The following is a 16,967-nucleotide window of genomic DNA, read 5'->3' on the forward strand; positions in this document are numbered from 1 at the left end:
GCCGTTCGGTGCCGGCCGGGACGGGGAGCCTCCCCCAGTGCTGAACACCTGGGTGGTACCCCCACCGCCCTGCCGACATCCACCAATGTGCCTGACCTGTGTTAAGCGTGTGCTGCGCGAACGTGACGCCCGCGTACCAGTTCGGGAAGACCTGACAACCCGGCATCTACCGCGAGTTCGCCGCCGTCACCCGCCGTTCACCGGAGATTTTCCGCTACTTCCCCGAACCGGCCAGGAAGGCCAGCAGGTCCTGCCGGCTCACCACACCGGTCGGCTTGCCCTCGACCAGGACGATCGCGGCGTCGGCCGTGCCGAGCACGCTCATCAGGTCCTCGACCGGCTCGCCGGAGCCGACCTGCGGCAGCGGCGCCGACATGTGCCGCTCCAGCGGGTCCTCGAGCGAGGCCCGCCGGGTGAACAGGGCGTCGAGCAGCTCGCGTTCGACCACCGAGCCGACGACCTCGGCGGCCATCACGTCCGGGTGTCCCGCGCCGGGCTTGACGATCGGCATCTGGGAGACGCCGTACTCGCGCAGTACCTCGATGGCCTGACCGACCGTCTCGTCCGGGTGCATGTGGACGAGGGAGGGGATGGCGTCGCCCTCCTTGTGGTTGAGGACGTCACCGACGCGGGCGCTGGGCCCGGAGTCGTCCAGGAAGCCGTAGTCGGCCATCCACTCGTCGTTGAAGATCTTCGACAGGTAACCGCGTCCGCTGTCCGGGAGGAGTACGACGACCACGTCGTCCTCGGTCAGCCGCTCGGCGACCCGCAGCGCGGCGACCACCGCCATGCCGCAGGAGCCGCCCACCAGCAGGCCCTCCTCCTTGGCCAGGCGCCGGGTCATCTGGAAGGAGTCCTTGTCGGAGACGGCGACGATCTCGTCGGCGACCTCGCGGTCGTAGGCGGTCGGCCAGAAGTCCTCACCGACGCCCTCGACGAGGTACGGGCGGCCCGAGCCGCCGGAGTAGACCGAGCCCTCGGGGTCGGCGCCGATCACCTTCACCCGGCCGTCGCTGGCGTCCTTGAGGTAGCGGCCGGTGCCGGAGATGGTGCCGCCGGTGCCGACGCCGGTCACGAAGTGGGTGATCCGGCCCTCGGTCTGCTTCCACAGCTCGGGACCGGTCGAGTGGTAGTGGGAGAGCGGGTTGTGCGGGTTGGAGTACTGGTCGGGCTTCCAGGCTCCGGGCGTCTCACGGACCAGCCGGTCGGAGACGTTGTAGTAGGAATCCGGGTGCTCCGGGTCCACGGCGGTGGGGCAGACGACGACCTCGGCGCCGTACGCGCGCAGGACGTTGATCTTGTCCGTCGACACCTTGTCCGGGCAGACGAAGACGCACTTGTAGCCCTTCTGCTGGGCCACGATGGCCAGGCCGACGCCCGTGTTGCCGCTGGTCGGCTCGACGATCGTGCCGCCCGGCCTCAGTTCGCCGCTCTGTTCGGCGGCCTCGATCATGCGCAGGGCGATGCGGTCCTTCACCGAGCCGCCCGGGTTGAAGTACTCCACCTTGGCCAGGACGGTGGCCCTGATGCCCTTGGTCACGCTGTTGAGCCGCACCAGCGGGGTGTTGCCGACGAGGCTGATCATCGAGTCGTGAAATTGCACCGTTGTCTCCGGATGCCGCAAATGTCTGGTGATGATGGTTCCGCCGGCCAGCCTATGGCCTGCCGGTCCCGGGCGGCTCCGGGACGGTCGTTCACTCGTCGTTGAGATTGGGCGACGGTCTGTACAGGGCAAGTAGGGGATGTACGGCTCGTGAGGAGGTGGCGGCGACGCATGACGAGCATGTCGAGGGCGAGGGTGGCCCGGCGGATCGCGGCCGGCGCGGCATACGGCGGCGGCGGCATCGGTCTGGCCGGCGCGGCGACGGTCGGTCTGCTGCTGGCGGAGCTGCAGCTGGCCAGGCGGCGGGTGGGCATCGGCACCCCCACCCGGGTGCCTAACGCGGAGGGACTGTACGGCGGGGCGTTCCCCACGGCCGGTGAGCCGCCCCTGCGGCTGGTGATGCTGGGCGATTCCACGGCGGCCGGGCAGGGCGTGCACCGGGCCGGACAGACGCCGGGGGCGCTGCTGGCGTCCGGGCTGGCGGCGGTGGCCGAGCGCCCGGTGGAGCTGCGGTCGGTGGCGCTGCCGGGGGCGCGGTCGGACGACCTGGACCGGCAGGTGGCGGTGGTGCTGGCGGACCCGGTGCGGCTGCCGGACGTCTGCGTGATCATGGTGGGCGCCAATGACGTGACCCACCGCATGCCGGCCACCCGCTCGGTCCGCCACCTGGCGGGGGCGGTACGGCGGCTGCGCACGGCCGGCGCGGAGGTGGTCGTGGGCACCTGTCCCGACCTGGGCACGATCGAGCCGGTGCGGCAGCCGCTGCGCTGGCTGGCCCGGCGGGCCTCACGGCAGCTCGCGGCGGCGCAGACCATCGGCGTGGTGGAGCAGGGCGGGCGCACGGTGTCGCTGGGCGACCTGCTGGGCCCGGAGTTCGCGCGCAACCCGCGGGAGATGTTCGGCCCCGACAACTACCACCCCTCCGCGGACGGCTACGCCACCGCCGCGATGGCGGTGCTGCCGACGGTGTGCGCGGCGCTCGGCCTGTGGCCGGCCGAGGAGGAGCGTCCCGACGTCTCCCGCCGCGAGGGCTTCCTGCCGGTGGCGCGGGCGGCGGCGGAGGCCGTCGACGAGGCGGGCACGGAGGTCGCGGCGGCGATGCCGACGGGACCGCGAGGACCCTGGGCGCTGCTCAAGCGGCGGAGGCGGCGGAGGGTGCCGGAGGCGGAGCCGGAGCATACGGCGCAGCCGTCCTGACGCGTCCCCAGTCCTGCCCCAGCCTCGCCTCCACCCGACCCTCACCCACCCCCTACCGAAAAAAGCAAGCGCTTAGTAAATTGCGGTCAGCGTCACACCCCCGCACCCGTGACCTGACCTCTACGTACGGGTAACTTCCCAGGCAGTCATGCAGTCCAGCCGCCCGTACGCGAACGCCCATGGAGCCGTGATGCCCGAAGCCGTGATCGTTTCCGCCGCCCGCTCCCCCATCGGCCGTGCCGGCAAGGGTTCCCTCAAGGAGCTGCGCCCCGACGACCTGGCCGCCACGATCATCCAGGCGGCCCTCGCCAAGGTCCCGGAGCTGGACCCGAAGGACATCGACGACCTGATGCTCGGCTGCGGCCTGCCCGGCGGCGAGCAGGGCCACAACCTCGGCCGGATCGTCGCCGTGCAGATGGGGATGGACCACCTGCCGGGCTGCACCGTCACCCGGTACTGCTCCTCCTCCCTGCAGACCAGCCGCATGGCGCTGCACGCCATCAAGGCCGGCGAGGGAGACGTCTTCATCTCGGCCGGCGTCGAGATGGTCTCCCGCTTCGGCAAGGGCAGCTCCGACGGCCTGCCCGACACGCACAACCCGCTGTTCGCCGAGGCCGAGGCCCGCACCGCCGCGGTCGCCGCCTCCGAGGGGGCCACCTGGCACGACCCGCGCGAGGACGGCCTGCTGCCCGACCCGTACATCGCGATGGGCCAGACCGCCGAGAACCTGGCCCGCGCCAAGGGCGTCACCCGGCAGGACATGGACGAGTTCGGCGTCCGCTCCCAGAACCTCGCCGAGGAGGCCGTCAAGAACGGCTTCTGGGAGCGCGAGATCACCCCCGTCACGCTGCCCGACGGCACGGTCGTCAGCAAGGACGACGGCCCCCGCGCCGGCGTCACGATGGAGGGCGTCGCGGGCCTCAAGCCCGTCTTCCGCCCCGACGGCATGGTCACCGCCGGCAACTGCTGCCCGCTCAACGACGGCGCCGCCGCCCTCGTCATCATGAGCGACACCAAGGCCCGCGAGCTGGGCCTGACCCCGCTGGCGCGGATCGTCTCCACCGGCGTCTCCGGCCTCTCCCCGGAGATCATGGGCCTCGGCCCGGTCGAGGCGTCGAAGCAGGCCCTCGGCCGCGCCGGTCTGACCATCGGCGACATCGACCTGGTCGAGATCAACGAGGCGTTCGCCGCGCAGGTCATCCCCTCCTACCGGGACCTCGGCATCCCGCTGGAGAAGCTGAACGTCAACGGCGGCGCCATCGCCGTCGGCCACCCCTTCGGCATGACCGGCGCCCGCATCACCGGCACGCTGATCAACTCCCTCCAGTGGCACGACAAGCAGTTCGGCCTGGAGACGATGTGCGTCGGCGGCGGCCAGGGCATGGCCATGGTCATCGAGCGCCTCAGCTGACGTTCGGTAGCCCCTGCGGGACCCCCCGTGACGCCCGGCCCGGAGCCCTGGAGACCCCAGGGCTCCGGGCCGTTCCGTGACCCAAACTCCCCCAGGATGTGACCTATCTCGCTCACCCCGGTGATTTACGCAGGTCAGGCCGGACCCACCGGTCTCACCGGCCCCACCGGGACTCAAAGTCATGTCCGTTTCGTGACGTTACGCACTGACAGCGGCTCAGTTCGCCCATCAAGCTGATGTAGGAAGTCGGGGGTCGACTTTGAACCGGGAGTACGTCAGTGAGCGCCACATCGATCGCCCTGCTGCTCACCACGGCAGCCACCGGCGCCGTGGGCGTCGCGGTCCTGCGCAGCGTGCTGGTGCTGCGCCGCCAGGTCGCGGCCCTGCACACCGAACTGGCCGAGAGCAACGCCGCCGCCCTGCGCGGCCGGGTGCCCGCCGCCCGCACCGCGGCCGGCACGGACGAGATACGCGCCGCCGTCGCCGCGGCGCTGGCCGAGGAACGGGAGCGGGAACTGGCCGAGGCCCGCGCGTTCTGGGCCGCGCAGGAGAGCCGCGACGCCTCCGACGCCCCGCTGCTGCTGGGCTTCGCCGACAGCGAGCCGTACCTGCCCCACCCGGCCGACCTGGCGGGGCTGGAGCCGGTGACGGAGCCGGGCGCGGACGCCGACGAGCCGTCCCCCGACTCCGCCGAGCTGGCCGCGGCCCGCCGCCGTCACCCCTCGCACCCGGACTTCGTACCGAACCCCTCCCCGGTCAACGACCACGAGCGCACCGTCACCGCCCTGGAGGAGCTGGCCGCCGGCCGCGTCGAGCTGGCGGACGTCCGCCCGGGCCCGCTGGGCACCCTCGACGTCTACGTCTTCGCCGACGGCACCACCCTGTGCATGACCCCGGGCCACCGCGAGACCGCGGAACGCCTGGCCGCCGCGCTGCGCGCGGGCGACACCCCGGTGCTGCTCGGCGGCTCCGGCGTCTCCGGCGCCTACGCCCTGACCTTCGCCTGCGGCGAGGAGAGCGTGTACGTACTGGCGGACCGCGTCATCGCGTCCCTCTGACGGACCGCGGACCGCCCGCTCACACCCCGGCGCGTTTCTGTGCCTCCGCGACGAGCCGTACCGCCTCCTCCACCTCCTCCGCGCTCCCCAGTACGAGCGCCAGGTCGTGCCCGGCGACGGTGATCTGGTCGGCGACGGCGAACATGCCGGCGTCGGGCATCATCCGGGGCTCGGCGGCGGGGTCCTCGGCGAGCTGGGCCCGCCGGGACAGCTCCCTGGCCAGTTCCAGCGCCTCGGCGGCGGCCCCCCGTTGCAGTCTGCTCTGCGGGGCGGCCCGCAGACGGTCGGCGAAGTGCTCCAGCGCACCGGTCAGAGGCGTCGTATCAACCACGGCGTGAGCGTACGCGGCCCTCCGGGACTGTTGCCAACGGGCGAACGCTCAGGCACGGTGAACCTGAAGGACCGGCTTACATCCCCTGTCGTCCGGAGGCGCCGATGTCCCATGTCCTCTCCGAGGAGACCCATCGCAATCTGCTCGCCCGCATCCCCCACTGCACCGGTCGTGAGGTCTCCGACTGGTTGCGCACCGTCGAAGAAGGCCCGGCTCTCTTCCGCTTCGAGGAGAAGGTCAGCTGGCTGCGGCACGAGTACGACCTCGCCTACGGCCACGCCAAGGCCATCGTCCACGAGTACGACCTGAGAAGGGCCGCGCGCAGGCTGCGCTGAGCGCGACCGGACACGCGAAGGGCCCCGGGCGGCACGCCGCCCGGGGCCCTTCCTCACACGTCTCACACGGTGCGTCAGTCGCTGCTGTTGAGGATCGCGATGAGCCGCAGGAACTCCAGGTACAGCCACACCAGCGTCAGGGTGAGGCCGAAGGCCGCGAACCAGGCCTCGTTGCGCGGAGCGCCGTAGGCGATGCCGTCCTCGACCTGCTTGAAGTCCAGGGCGAGGAAGCAGGCGCCGAGGATGACGCCGATGACGCCGAAGAGGATGCCGAGGCCGCCGCTGCGGAAGCCGAGGCCGTCACCGCCGCCGAAGACGGCGAACAGCAGGTTGACCATCATCAGCAGCACGAAGCCGAGCGAGGCCGCCATCACGAAGCCGACGAAGCGGCGGTTGACGCGGATCCATCCGGCCTTGTAGGCCACCAGCACGGCGGCGAAGGTCGCCATGGTGCCGATGACCGCCTGCATGGCGGCGCCGTCGGCGATGCGGTTGTCGACGACGCTGGAGACCACACCGAGGAAGACGCCCTCGAACGCCGCGTAGGCGAGGATCAGCGCCGGGGTCGGCGTCCGCTTGAAGGACTGGACGAGCGCCAGGACCATGCCGATCAGGGCGGCGCCGATGGCGATGCCGTAGGACCGGCCGATGTTGGCGTCGTCGACCGGCAGGAGGGCCCAGGAGAGCGCGGCGGTGACGATGAGCACGCCGAGCGTGCTGCCGGTCCGCAGGACGACGTCGTCGATGGTCATCCGGCCGGTTGCGGCCGGCGCCTGCGGCGGAGCGCCGAGGTCCGTCTGGGCGTACGGGTTCTGCGCGTACGGGTTGCCGGTCGGCTGGGCGTACGGGTTGGCCTGCGTGGCGACGGCGGGTCCCCCGGCCTGCGGCGCGGTGTTGAAGCCCGCGTAGCCGTTGTCGCGGCTGAACCCCCGTCGCGAGAAGACCGGGTTTCTGCTCCTCATTTCACTCCTCCATGGCCACCGTGCGTGGCCTTGGCTCAAGAGTAATAGAACGGCAAAGGAATGACCCTAGTGCTTGGGGAGGATCTTTCCCTCGTCCTGCGAGAGAACACGCTGTCCGCCCGGGTGATTCCCCTCACTGGTCCCTACTGCCCCTTCACCGGCTCCTTACGCGAAGGGGAAGCCGGTGTACGCCTCCGCGAGGTCGGTCTCGGCGGCGCGGGAGGCGGCGATCCGCTCCAGCCGGGCCAGCTGGAGGCGGCCGTCGAAGCCGGTGGCGCCGGGGTCGGGGTGCAGCAGCGTCGTCATGTCGTAGGAGAACCGCTCGGCCTGCCAGACGCGGCGCAGGCAGGTGGCGGAGTAGGCGTCGAGCAGTCCGTCGGAGCCGGTCTCGCGCCGGTGGACCAGGGCCCGCGCGAAGGTGACGACGTCGCCGACGGCGAGGTTCAGCCCCTTGGCGCCGGTCGGCGGCACGATGTGGGCGGCGTCGCCGGCCAGGAAGAGGCGCCCGTGCCGCATGGGCTCGTGGACGTACGACCGCATCGGCGTGACGGACTTCTGGGTGATGGGCCCCCGGCGGAGCGTCCAGTCGTCGTCGGTCTCGAACCGCCGCTCCAGCTCGTCCCAGATCTCCTCGTCGCCCCACGCCTCGGCGTCCGTGCCCTCGGGCACCTGGAGGTAGAGGCGGGAGACGGACGGGGAGCGCATGGAGAGCAGGGCGAAGCCGCGGTCGTGGCGGGCGTAGACCAGTTCGTCGTGCGAGGGGGCGACGTCGGCGAGGATGCCGAGCCAGCCGAACGGATACGTACGCTCGAACGTCTGCGCTATCGCCTCGGGTATCGCCTTGCGGGCGACGCCCCAGAACCCGTCGCACCCGACGACGTACTCGCACTCCAGCACGTCCTCGACCCCGTCCCGCCGGAACCGCACCCGGGGGCTGTCGCTCTCCGCCCCCTCCACGGCCAGCGCCTCCGTCTCGAACAGCAGCGGGCCGCCGTCCTGGAGCTGGAGGGCGATGAGGTCCTTGCACACCTCGGTCTGGGCGTAGACCGTCACGGACTTCCCGCCGGTCAGCGCCGGGAAGTCGACGCGGTGCCGCTTCCTGCCGAACCGCAGCTCGATGCCGTCGTGCCGCAGCCCCTCCCGGTCCATGCGCTCGCCCGCGCCGGCCGAGCGCAGCACGTCCACCGTCCCCTGCTCCAGGATCCCGGCCCGCTGCCGCCGCTCGACGTACTCCCGGTCGCGGCTCTCCAGGACGACCGAGTCGATCCCGGCGTTGTGCAGCAGCCGGGCGAGCAGGAGCCCCGCGGGGCCGGCTCCGATGATGCCGACGGTGGTGCGCATCGGGCGTTCCTTTCGGTTGGCGTCATTGCCGTCTTGTTCGCACAGTGAAGTTTCCTTCACTGATGGCTGACGTGAGTTTCCGGCCGCGTCCGCCCGCTGTCAAGAGAAGGGCGCGTCCCGGAACGGGCGCGCGGGTCGCGGTGCCGGTCGTCCACGAGGCCGAGGAGTGAAGGCGTGAAGGAGTGAAGAGGGCACGGCCGCCGTCGGTGTACGGCGCGGTACACCGGCACGGCCGGGGTGCTGGAGCAGGAAGAGATTGTGCCCGGAGCCGGACTCGAACCGGCACGCCCGCGAAGGGGCAGCGAGGTTTAAGCTCGCCGTGTCTGCATTCCACCATCCGGGCAGGCCATGGGCTCCGCGTCGAGGATCGAGCCTATCGGGGCGCATCCCCCGGACAGCGGAAGGGTGGACTGATGTTGTCTTATTTTATTGATGCCTGAGGGGCCATCAGCCACCCGAACAGACCATCCGCACTTGCCAATAGCCTTGCGTGCGACGGTCCGCCGCGCATGCGGAATGACGGAATTTCACCGTCCGAACGAGGGCGCTCCACCGGTTCTCGACCATGGCCGCGTCCGGGCCGTGGTTGACGGGCCGTCAGGGCGCGGGGTCATCCGCAGGTATGACGCGAGCCCCCGGCGTCCGACCGAAGTCGCCCCCCGGAACGGGAACAGCGGCTGACTACACGGCGGCCGGCGACCGGAACGATGGTTCACGATCCACCGCACAGGATTCCTCCCCGTCGTCGTCCTCACAGGAGCGCCTCCGTGACCACCGCAACCCCCATCGACCGGTCGACCGCCGTCGCCGCCCGCGCGGTGGAACTGTCCAAGATCTACGGCCAGGGCGAGACCCAGGTGGTCGCCCTGGACCGGGTCTCCGTCGACTTCCGGCAGGCCGAGTTCACCGCGATCATGGGGCCGTCCGGCTCCGGCAAGTCCACGCTGATGCACTGCGTCGCCGGACTGGACACCTTCTCCTCGGGTTCGGTCCGCATCGGGGACACCGAGCTGGGCTCCCTGAAGGACCGGCAGCTCACCAGGTTGCGGCGGGACAAGATCGGGTTCATCTTCCAGGCGTTCAACCTGCTGCCGACCCTGACCGCCCTGGAGAACATCACGCTCCCCATGGACATCGCGGGCCGCAAGCCGGACAAGCAGTGGCTGGAGACCGTGATCGGGATGGTGGGGCTGGCCGACCGGCTCGGGCACCGGCCCACCCAGCTCTCCGGCGGCCAGCAGCAGCGCGTCGCCGTGGCCCGGGCGCTGGCCTCCCGGCCGGAGATCATCTTCGGTGACGAGCCGACCGGCAACCTCGACTCCCGCTCGGGCGCCGAGGTGCTGGGCTTCCTGCGCAACTCGGTGCGGGAGCTGGGGCAGACGGTGGTGATGGTGACCCACGACCCGGTCGCCGCGGCCTACGCGGACCGCGTGGTCTTCCTGGCGGACGGACGGATCGTCGACGAGGTGTACGGGCCGACCGCCGACAAGGTGCTGGACCGGATGAAGCAGTTCGACGCCAAGGGCCGCACCAGCTGACCGTCCCCCGGAAAAAGTCCCCCGCCGCCTCACGTCTGGACTGAGAAAACCCCCATGCTCCGTACCGCCTTGCGCAACGTCCTCGCGCACAAGGCCAGGCTGCTGATGACCGTGCTCGCCGTGATGCTCGGCGTGGCCTTCGTGTCGGGCACCCTGGTCTTCACCAACACCGTCTCCGCGGCGTACGAGAAGTCGTCCGCCAAGGGCTTCGACCAGGTCGACGTCTCCCTCACCGCCTCCTGGAACGAGGAGGACGAGGAGGAGACCGAGCTGACCCCGGCCCTCCTCGGCCAGGTGACCCGGACCGACGGCGTGGCCTCGGCCATCGGCAGCGTCACCGCCTCCGTCGCCCTCGCCGACAAGAACGGCGACCCGGTCGGCAACGGCTGGCAGGTCCAGGGGAGCAACTACTGGGGCAGCGACGACCCCCGCTACCCGATCACCGCGGGCCACGCGCCGAAGGGCGCCGGCGAGGTCGCCCTCGACGCGCAGACCGCCGACCGCACCGGCTACCGGGTCGGCGACACGGTCCGCATGTCCGTCGACGGCCCGGTCCTCACCCCCACCGTCAGCGGCATCTTCAGTACCGACGACGGCAACGTCGCGGCGGGCGGCACCCTCGCCCTGTTCGACACGGCCACCGCGCAGAAACTCTTCGACCAGCAGGGCACCTACGACGAGATCATCGTGAAGGCGGACCCGGGCGTCGGCGAGAGCGCCCTGACGGCCGCGCTCGGCAAGGCCCTGCCGAAGGACAGCGTCGAGATGACGACCGGCGCGGAGCTGGCCGCCGAGCAGGCCGAGATGACCGCCTCGTCGATGGACAGCCTGAAGCAGACCCTGCTGGTCGCCGCCGGCCTCTCGCTGTTCGTCGGCACCTTCCTCATCGCCAACACGTTCACCATGCTGGTCGCCCAGCGCACCAAGGAACTGGCGCTGCTGCGCGCCGTCGGCGCCTCGCGCCGCCAGGTCACCCGGTCCGTGCTGTTCGAGGCACTGGTCGTCGGCACGGTCGCCGCGGTCGCCGGTCTCCTCGCGGGCATCGGCATCGGCGCCGGGCTGCGCGCCCTGATGGACTCGCTCGGCGCGAACTTCCCGGACGGCCCGCTCGTCATCGGCGGCAGCACGGTCGTCGCGGCGCTCGCCGTCGGCATCCTCATCACCGTGCTGGCCGCCTGGCTGCCCGGCCGCCGGGCCGCGAAGATCCCGCCGGTGGCCGCGATGAACAGCCTGCACGCCAAGCCGACCACCCGGTCGCTGGTGCTGCGCAACACGCTCGGCTCCCTGATCACGGCGGCGGGTGTCGCCGTCGTCCTGTCCGCGACCACGGCGGGCGACGCCACGGGCGCCCAGGGCCCCATGGCGCTCGGCGCGGGACTGGTCGTCATCGGCGTCTTCGTCCTCACCCCGCTGCTGTCCCGCCCGCTGATCGCGGCCTCGGCCCCGGTGCTGCGGATCTTCGGAGTCTCGGGCAAGCTGGCCCGCCAGAACGCGGTGCGCAATCCGCGCCGTACGGCGGCCACGGCCTCCGCGCTGATGATCGGGCTCACCCTCATCACCGGCATGACGGTGGCGGCGACCGGCGTGCAGAACGCGATCGACAAGATGGCCTCGGACTCGATCAGGGCCGACTACGTCGTGTCGATGGCGAACGGCGGCTACCTCTCCCCGGACGTCGAGCAGGACCTGGCCGCGGTCGACGGCGTCACCGCCGTCAGCCCGATGCGCAGCTCCTACGCGACCGTCGGCGGCCGGGACACGTCCCTGACCGGCGTCACCGGCTCCACGTTCGGGAAGCTGACCGACCTGCCGGTGACGGACGGCGCCTTCGAGATCGCCGGCACCCGAGTGGTCGTCGACGAGGAGACCGCGAAGGAGCACGGCTGGAGGAGCGGGTCCGCGTTCACCGCCGTCCTGGAGGACGACGCGCAGCAGAAGCTGACGGTCGCCGGGGTCTACGAGCCCAACGAGATGTTCCGCGGCATCATGCTCGACCTGGCGACGCTCGCCCCGCACCAGGAGGAGCCGGGCGACATGAACGTCATGGTGAAGACGGACGGCGGGACGTCCGAGGCGGCCAAGGACGCGCTGGCCGGGGCCCTCGGCGACAGCCCGGCCATCGTCGTCCAGGACAAGCAGGACATCTCCGAGGGCATCGCCCGGATGATCACTCTGATGCTGAACATCCTGTACGGCCTGCTGGCCATGGCGGTGATCGTGGCGGTCCTCGGTGTCGTCAACACCCTGGCCATGTCGGTGTTCGAGCGCTCCCAGGAGATCGGCATGCTCCGCGCGGTCGGCCTGGACCGCAAGGGGATCAAGCGGATGGTCCGGCTGGAGTCGCTGGTCATCTCCCTGTTCGGCGCGGTCCTGGGCATCGGCCTGGGCGTGTTCTTCGGCTGGGCCGCGGGTGAGCTGGTGGGCACCGAGCTGGCGACGTACGAGCTGGTGCTGCCGTGGGGCCGGATCGGGATCTTCCTGCTGCTGGCCGCGCTGGTCGGCGTCCTGGCCGCCCTGTGGCCGGCCCGGCGCGCGGCCCGCCTGAACCTGCTGACGGCCATCAAGACGGAGTAGCCGTACGCGCGGCGAAGGGCCCCTTCCCCCGGCGGGGAAGGGGCCCTTCGGCGTCTTCGCCGTACCGCGGGTCAGTTCCAGGTACGGCTGCGCAGCGGCAGGCCCGAGGCGCCGGACTCGGGGGTCTTCACGGCGAGGACCTGGTTGACGCCGATGCGGTTGCGCTCGAAGGAGAGCGCGGAGGCCGCCATGTACAGCCGCCAGACCCGGGCCCGGCCGGGGCTGACCAGCCGCACCGCCCGGTCCCAGCCGGCCTCCAGGTTGGCGACCCAGCGGCGCAGGGTGTGCGCGTAGTGCTCGCGGATCGCCTCCACGTCGCGCACCTCGAACCCGGCGCGCTCCAACTGCCCGACGGTGGTGCCGACGGGGGCCAGCTCGCCGTCGGGGAAGACGTAGGAGTCGATGAAGTCGTCCACGGAGTACGCCGACTCGTCGCGCTGCGGGCGCCGGGCGATCTGGTGGTTCAGCAGCCGCCCGCCGGGCTTGAGCAGGGCGTACAGGTCGCGGGCGTACTCCAGGTACTTCTCGGCGCCGACGTGCTCGGCCATGCCGATGGAGGAGATCGCGTCGTAGGGGCCGTCGGTGACGTCCCGGTAGTCCTGGACGCGGATCTCGATCCGGTCGGTGAGGCCCTCCTCGGCGATGCGCTTGCGGGCGTAGGCGGCCTGTTCCTGCGAGAGGGTGACGCCGACGACGGTGACGCCGTGCTCGCGGGCGGCGTGGATCGCCATGGAGCCCCAGCCGCAGCCGACGTCGAGCAACCGCATGCCGGGCTTGAGGCCGAGCTTGCGGGAGACGAGTTCGAGCTTGTCGCGCTGGGCGGTCTCCAGGGTGGCGCCCGCGTCCTCGGGGGCCGGCCAGTAGGCGCAGGAGTACACCATGGAGGGGCCGAGGACGAGTTCGTAGAAGTCGTTGCCGACGTCGTAGTGGTGGCTGATGGCGCGCTTGTCGGTGCGGCGGGTGTGCAGGTGGCCGCGGCGCCGGCGGATCTCCTCGGCGGGCGGGGCGGGCGGCAGCGGGGGGCCGGCCAGCTTGACCAGGCCGCGGACGGCGGCGCGCACCTCGGGGTCGCGCAGCGCCTGGCCGAGCGTACGGGCGTCCTCGCCGCGCTCCCAGATCAGCTCGGCGAGCAGGTCGAGGGCGGTGTAGAGGTCGCCGTCGATGTCGAGGTCGCCGGCCACCCAGGCGCGGGCCAGGCCCAGTTCGCCGGGTTTGAACAGCAGTCGGCGCAGGGCGCGGCGGTTGCGGACGACGAGCGCGGGTGCTTCGGGCGGGCCGGCCTCGGAGCCGTCCCATGCGCGGATGCGGACCGGGAGCGGGGTTCCCAGCACCTGTTCGACGAGGCTCTTCAGCCGCAACGCGGCGTCTGCCATGGCGCACACCTCCGTGAGACCGGATGTTTACTCACCACGTAAACACCGGACGGCGCGACGCGCAGTCCCGCATCGGAGTCACGACTCCGCAAAATAGTTGTACGGCGCACCCAGTTACCCGGGGTCCGGGACGGCGAAGGGGCCGTCCGCACCACGGATGGCGGACGGCCCCTTCGGAAACCGCTGGGCGAGCTGACCCGAGGTCAGGAGGCCTTGGCCTTCTCCTCGGTCTTGGCGGCGGCGACCGGGGCCGGCTTGGCGGCCTCGTAGAACTCCTCGCGCGGCGTCTCGACGGCGCCGAGCGAGACGACCTCGCGCTTGAGGAACATCCCGAGCGTCCAGTCCGCGAAGACGCGGATCTTGCGGTTGAACGTCGGCATCGCCATGCCGTGGTAGGCGCGGTGCATGTACCAGGCGAGCCGGCCCTTGAGCTTGATCTTCATCTTGCCCATGACGATCATCGCGACGCCCTTGTGCAGGCCGAGGCCCGCGACCGCGCCCTTGTTGGCGTGGCTGTACTCCTTCTGCGGGAAGCCCCGCATGCCGGAGACGACGTTGTCGCCGAGGACCTTGGCCTGGCGCAGCGCGTGCTGGGCGTTGGGCGGGCACCACGCGTTCGGGTTGCCGTTCTTGCGGCCGACCAGGTCCGGGACCTGGGCGTTGTCGCCGGCGGCCCAGATGTAGTCGGTGCCCTGCACCTGGAGGGTGGCGGCGGTGTCGACGTGGCCGCGCGGGCCGAGCGGGAGACCGAAGCGGGACAGCACCGGGTTGGGCTTGACGCCCGCCGTCCACACGATCGTGTTGGCGTCGACCTCGAGGCCGTTCTTGAGCACCACGTGGCCGTCGACGCAGGAGTCCATGGAGGTGGAGAGGTAGATCTCGACCCCGCGGCTCTCCAGGTGCTCCTTGCCGTACTGGCCGAGCTTGGGGCCGACCTCGGGGAGGATCTTGTCGGCGGCGTCGACCAGGATGAACCGCATGTCCTCGCGGGACACGTTGTTGTACTCCTTGGCCGCGTCCCGGGCCATGTCCTCGACCTCGCCGATGGTCTCCGCGCCCGCGAAGCCGCCGCCGATGAAGACGAAGGTGAGCGCCCTGCGGCGGATCTCCTCGTCGGTGGTGGAGTCGGCCTTGTCCAGCTGCTCCAGGACGTGGTTGCGCAGGCCGATGGCCTCCTCCACGCCCTTCATGCCGATGCCCTGCTCGGCGAGGCCGGGGATCGGGAAGGTCCGGGAGACCGCTCCCATGGCGATGACCAGGTAGTCGAACGGCAGCTCGTACGCCTCGCCCGTCAGCGGGGCGATCGTGGCGACCTTGCGGTCCTGGTCGATGGTGGTGACCCGGCCGGTGAGCACCTCCGCCTTCGGCAGCACGCGTCGCAGGGGTACGACGACGTGGCGCGGGGAGATGTTGCCGGCGGCGGTTTCGGGGAGGAAGGGCTGGTAGGTCATGTACGACCGGGGGTCGACGACCGTGACGGTCGCCTCGCCGTAGCGCATCTTCTTGAGGATGCGCCGAGCTGCGTACAGGCCTACGTACCCACCGCCTACTACGAGGATCCTGGGACGCTCCGTGGTGCTCATGGCATCGAGTATCCACCTGCCCCGGGGGGGTGCTTCGTGCGCCCCTTCACAAGCTCCGGTAAGGGTCGTGTTACACTCCTCCGCCCGCGTGACGGAGGTCATGACACGAAACGGGAACCGCCGTGCGGTGCGCTCCGTTGTCAATGCCGCGTGAGCTGCCGCTCCGACGCTCCGGCCCCGTCCGCAGACCCGTCCCGCGCGCCCGTCCGCGACTCCCCCATACCACGCTTCTGAACACGTTCAAAGGGCAGTTGGGCCCCCAAAAGGGTCAACGCGCGGCCGTTTGTCGCTCTTCGAGGCCCAATCTCTTGTGAAGAACTTCACGAACTTTCCGGCGAGGACCCTCCGCGAGCCGCCCCGGAACCCCGCCCCACCCGCTCAGACGTTCCCCCACCTGCTCATACGACGGACTCCGGACCGGGCTCCCCCTCCCCCCACGGAGCCGTCACCCCCTCCCGGGCCGCCCCTTTCATTACGTTTGTTCCATGAGCCCACACCGCCGTGTCACGGGGCTGCTGTCCCACGCCCCGGACCCCGACGCCCCGACCGTGCCCCGGTGGGCGTGGTGGGCGCCGGCGGCGCTGACCGCGCTGGCCTGCGCCGTGGACCTGCCCACCCCGGGCGGGGTGAGCGGCGACGGGCTGCTCATCCTCAGCTCCATGACGGCCGCCTGCGTCCTCCCGCTGCGCCGGGCGGTCCTGACCGCGCTCCTCAACACCGGCGCCGGCCTGCTCTTCCTCCTCGTCCGGCACCGGCACACCGACGGCCACCACGCCGTGGTCGACTTCTTCGCCCTGCTGGTCCTGGTCTGGGCGACCGTCCCGCTGTGCCGGCTGCGGCTCTTCCTGGACCGGCGGCTGCGGGACACCTCGCGGGCCGCGGAGTACGCCCAGCGGGCCGTACTGCCGCCGGTGCGCGCCTGGCTCGGCAGCACCTGGATCGCGGTGCGCTACGAGGCGGCCTCGCACGCGGCGGCCGTCGGCGGCGACCTCTACGCCGTCGAGCGGACGCCGTACGGGGTCCGGCTGCTCATCGGCGACGTACGCGGCAAGGGGCCCGCCGCGCTCCCCGCCGTGGCGGCGCTGGTGGGGTGCTTCCGGGAGGCCGCGCACCACACGCCGACGCTGACGCTGCTCGCCCGCCACCTCGACGCGGCGGTGACCCGGCACATCCGGGAGACGGCCGCCGTCCAGGCCGACACCTCGCCGTCGGGTCCGGGCGAGGAGTTCGTCACCGCCGCCGTCGCCGAACTGCCCCCGCACGGCGGCGAGGTGCGGCTGCTGAGCCGCGGCCACTGCCCCGCGTTCCTCGCCACCCGGGCGGGGGTGGAGCGCTGGGAGCCGGCCGACCCGGGTCTCCCCCTCGGCCTCGGCGACCTGGACCCCGGTCCGTGGGACCACGAGAGCCGCCCCTTCGCCCCCGGCGACCTGCTCCTGCTCTGCACGGACGGCCTGCTGGAGGCCCGCGACGCGCAGGGCGCCTTCTACTCCCCCGAGGCGGGCCTGCGCGACACCTGGCGCGAGGGCCCGCCGATCACGGCCGACCACCAGACCCACCTCGTCCACCGGCACGCCGGCGGCGTCCTGCCGGACGACCTGGCGCTGATCGCGGTCACCGTGTCGGAGACGGGGCCGCCGCCCGCGTGATCCACCGACCGCCGC

13 protein-coding genes and 1 tRNA gene are annotated in these 16,967 nt (G+C 71.6%); 7 read left to right on the forward strand and 7 right to left on the reverse strand.

The genetic code is table 11. The annotated features are described in order from the left end of the window. Positions 1–214: 214 nt before the first annotated feature. Positions 215–1,603 (reverse strand): cystathionine beta-synthase, encoded by a 1,389-nt coding sequence (locus ACIQR3_RS10470; protein WP_403536942.1) that lies wholly within the window; start codon positions 1,601–1,603, stop codon positions 215–217. 171 nt (positions 1,604–1,774) lie between these two features. Here ACIQR3_RS10470 and ACIQR3_RS10475 point away from each other — a divergent pair, with 171 nt between their 5' ends. From ACIQR3_RS10475 to ACIQR3_RS10485, 3 genes are all read left to right on the forward strand, one after another. Next, a complete protein-coding gene (locus tag ACIQR3_RS10475; RefSeq protein ID WP_403536945.1) occupies positions 1,775–2,800 on the forward strand; it encodes an SGNH/GDSL hydrolase family protein in 1,026 nt (341 codons plus the stop codon). Between the two features lie 190 nt (positions 2,801–2,990). Continuing rightward, positions 2,991–4,211: an acetyl-CoA C-acetyltransferase gene (locus tag ACIQR3_RS10480; protein ID WP_403536948.1), complete on the forward strand. Its 1,221-nt coding sequence runs from the start codon at positions 2,991–2,993 to the stop codon at positions 4,209–4,211. A 278-nt stretch (positions 4,212–4,489) separates the two neighbouring features. After that, on the forward strand, positions 4,490–5,269 hold the full coding sequence (locus ACIQR3_RS10485) for a hypothetical protein (RefSeq protein WP_403536950.1): 780 nt from the start codon (positions 4,490–4,492) through the stop codon (positions 5,267–5,269). Between the two features lie 19 nt (positions 5,270–5,288). Here the strand turns inward: ACIQR3_RS10485 and ACIQR3_RS10490 are convergent, their stop codons facing one another. Beyond that, positions 5,289–5,600, reverse strand: coding sequence for a hypothetical protein (locus ACIQR3_RS10490; RefSeq protein ID WP_403536953.1), 312 nt, complete (start codon positions 5,598–5,600; stop codon positions 5,289–5,291). A gap of 104 nt (positions 5,601–5,704) precedes the next feature. Between ACIQR3_RS10490 and ACIQR3_RS10495 the strand changes: the two genes are divergently transcribed. Further along, positions 5,705–5,935 carry a DUF4287 domain-containing protein gene (locus ACIQR3_RS10495; protein WP_215170508.1) on the forward strand — a complete coding sequence of 77 codons (231 nt, stop codon included), beginning with the start codon at positions 5,705–5,707 and terminating at the stop codon, positions 5,933–5,935. 74 nt (positions 5,936–6,009) lie between these two features. On the opposite strand, the gene ACIQR3_RS10500 is transcribed toward ACIQR3_RS10495, so the two are convergent. The 3 genes from ACIQR3_RS10500 to ACIQR3_RS10510 form a co-directional block, all read right to left on the reverse strand. Further along, complete coding sequence (locus tag ACIQR3_RS10500) at positions 6,010–6,897, reverse strand: Bax inhibitor-1/YccA family protein (protein ID WP_215170506.1); 888 nt, start codon at positions 6,895–6,897, stop codon at positions 6,010–6,012. A gap of 165 nt (positions 6,898–7,062) precedes the next feature. Beyond that, on the reverse strand, positions 7,063–8,238 hold the full coding sequence (locus ACIQR3_RS10505) for a 4-hydroxybenzoate 3-monooxygenase (RefSeq protein WP_403536957.1): 1,176 nt from the start codon (positions 8,236–8,238) through the stop codon (positions 7,063–7,065). Positions 8,239–8,497: 259 nt separating this feature from the next. Further along, positions 8,498–8,581 (reverse strand) — tRNA-Leu (locus ACIQR3_RS10510). Positions 8,582–9,005: 424 nt separating this feature from the next. On the opposite strand from ACIQR3_RS10510, the gene ACIQR3_RS10515 reads away from it, so the two are divergent. Further along, positions 9,006–9,776, forward strand: coding sequence for an ABC transporter ATP-binding protein (locus ACIQR3_RS10515; RefSeq protein ID WP_403536960.1), 771 nt, complete (start codon positions 9,006–9,008; stop codon positions 9,774–9,776). A gap of 54 nt (positions 9,777–9,830) precedes the next feature. After that, positions 9,831–12,350 carry an ABC transporter permease gene (locus ACIQR3_RS10520; RefSeq protein WP_403536963.1) on the forward strand — a complete coding sequence of 840 codons (2,520 nt, stop codon included), beginning with the start codon at positions 9,831–9,833 and terminating at the stop codon, positions 12,348–12,350. A 71-nt stretch (positions 12,351–12,421) separates the two neighbouring features. Here the strand turns inward: ACIQR3_RS10520 and ACIQR3_RS10525 are convergent, their stop codons facing one another. Next, a complete protein-coding gene (locus tag ACIQR3_RS10525; protein ID WP_403536966.1) occupies positions 12,422–13,723 on the reverse strand; it encodes a class I SAM-dependent methyltransferase in 1,302 nt (433 codons plus the stop codon). A 203-nt stretch (positions 13,724–13,926) separates the two neighbouring features. After that, positions 13,927–15,306 carry an NAD(P)/FAD-dependent oxidoreductase gene (locus ACIQR3_RS10530; RefSeq protein WP_403536969.1) on the reverse strand — a complete coding sequence of 460 codons (1,380 nt, stop codon included), beginning with the start codon at positions 15,304–15,306 and terminating at the stop codon, positions 13,927–13,929. 485 nt (positions 15,307–15,791) lie between these two features. Here ACIQR3_RS10530 and ACIQR3_RS10535 point away from each other — a divergent pair, with 485 nt between their 5' ends. Then, on the forward strand, positions 15,792–16,952 hold the full coding sequence (locus ACIQR3_RS10535; protein ID WP_403536971.1) for a PP2C family protein-serine/threonine phosphatase: 1,161 nt from the start codon (positions 15,792–15,794) through the stop codon (positions 16,950–16,952). Positions 16,953–16,967 lie beyond the last annotated feature (15 nt).

The organism is Streptomyces sp. NPDC090994 (assembly GCF_044768905.1).
Classification (GTDB): Bacteria; Actinomycetota; Actinomycetes; order Streptomycetales; family Streptomycetaceae; genus Streptomyces.

Bases quoted from the DNA above. Each gene is read 5' to 3' on its own strand.
- ACIQR3_RS10475 (WP_403536945.1), top strand. From the start codon at position 1,775: ATGACGAGCATGTCGAGGGCGAGGGTGGCCCGGCGGATCGCGGCCGGC.
- ACIQR3_RS10480 (WP_403536948.1), top strand. From the start codon at position 2,991: ATGCCCGAAGCCGTGATCGTTTCCGCCGCCCGCTCCCCCATCGGCCGT.
- ACIQR3_RS10495 (WP_215170508.1), top strand. From the start codon at position 5,705: ATGTCCCATGTCCTCTCCGAGGAGACCCATCGCAATCTGCTCGCCCGC.
- ACIQR3_RS10500 (WP_215170506.1), bottom strand. From the start codon at position 6,897: ATGAGGAGCAGAAACCCGGTCTTCTCGCGACGGGGGTTCAGCCGCGAC.
- ACIQR3_RS10505 (WP_403536957.1), bottom strand. From the start codon at position 8,238: ATGCGCACCACCGTCGGCATCATCGGAGCCGGCCCCGCGGGGCTCCTG.
- ACIQR3_RS10520 (WP_403536963.1), top strand. From the start codon at position 9,831: ATGCTCCGTACCGCCTTGCGCAACGTCCTCGCGCACAAGGCCAGGCTG.
- ACIQR3_RS10525 (WP_403536966.1), bottom strand. From the start codon at position 13,723: ATGGCAGACGCCGCGTTGCGGCTGAAGAGCCTCGTCGAACAGGTGCTG.
- ACIQR3_RS10530 (WP_403536969.1), bottom strand. From the start codon at position 15,306: ATGAGCACCACGGAGCGTCCCAGGATCCTCGTAGTAGGCGGTGGGTAC.
- ACIQR3_RS10535 (WP_403536971.1), top strand. From the start codon at position 15,792: ATGAGCCCACACCGCCGTGTCACGGGGCTGCTGTCCCACGCCCCGGAC.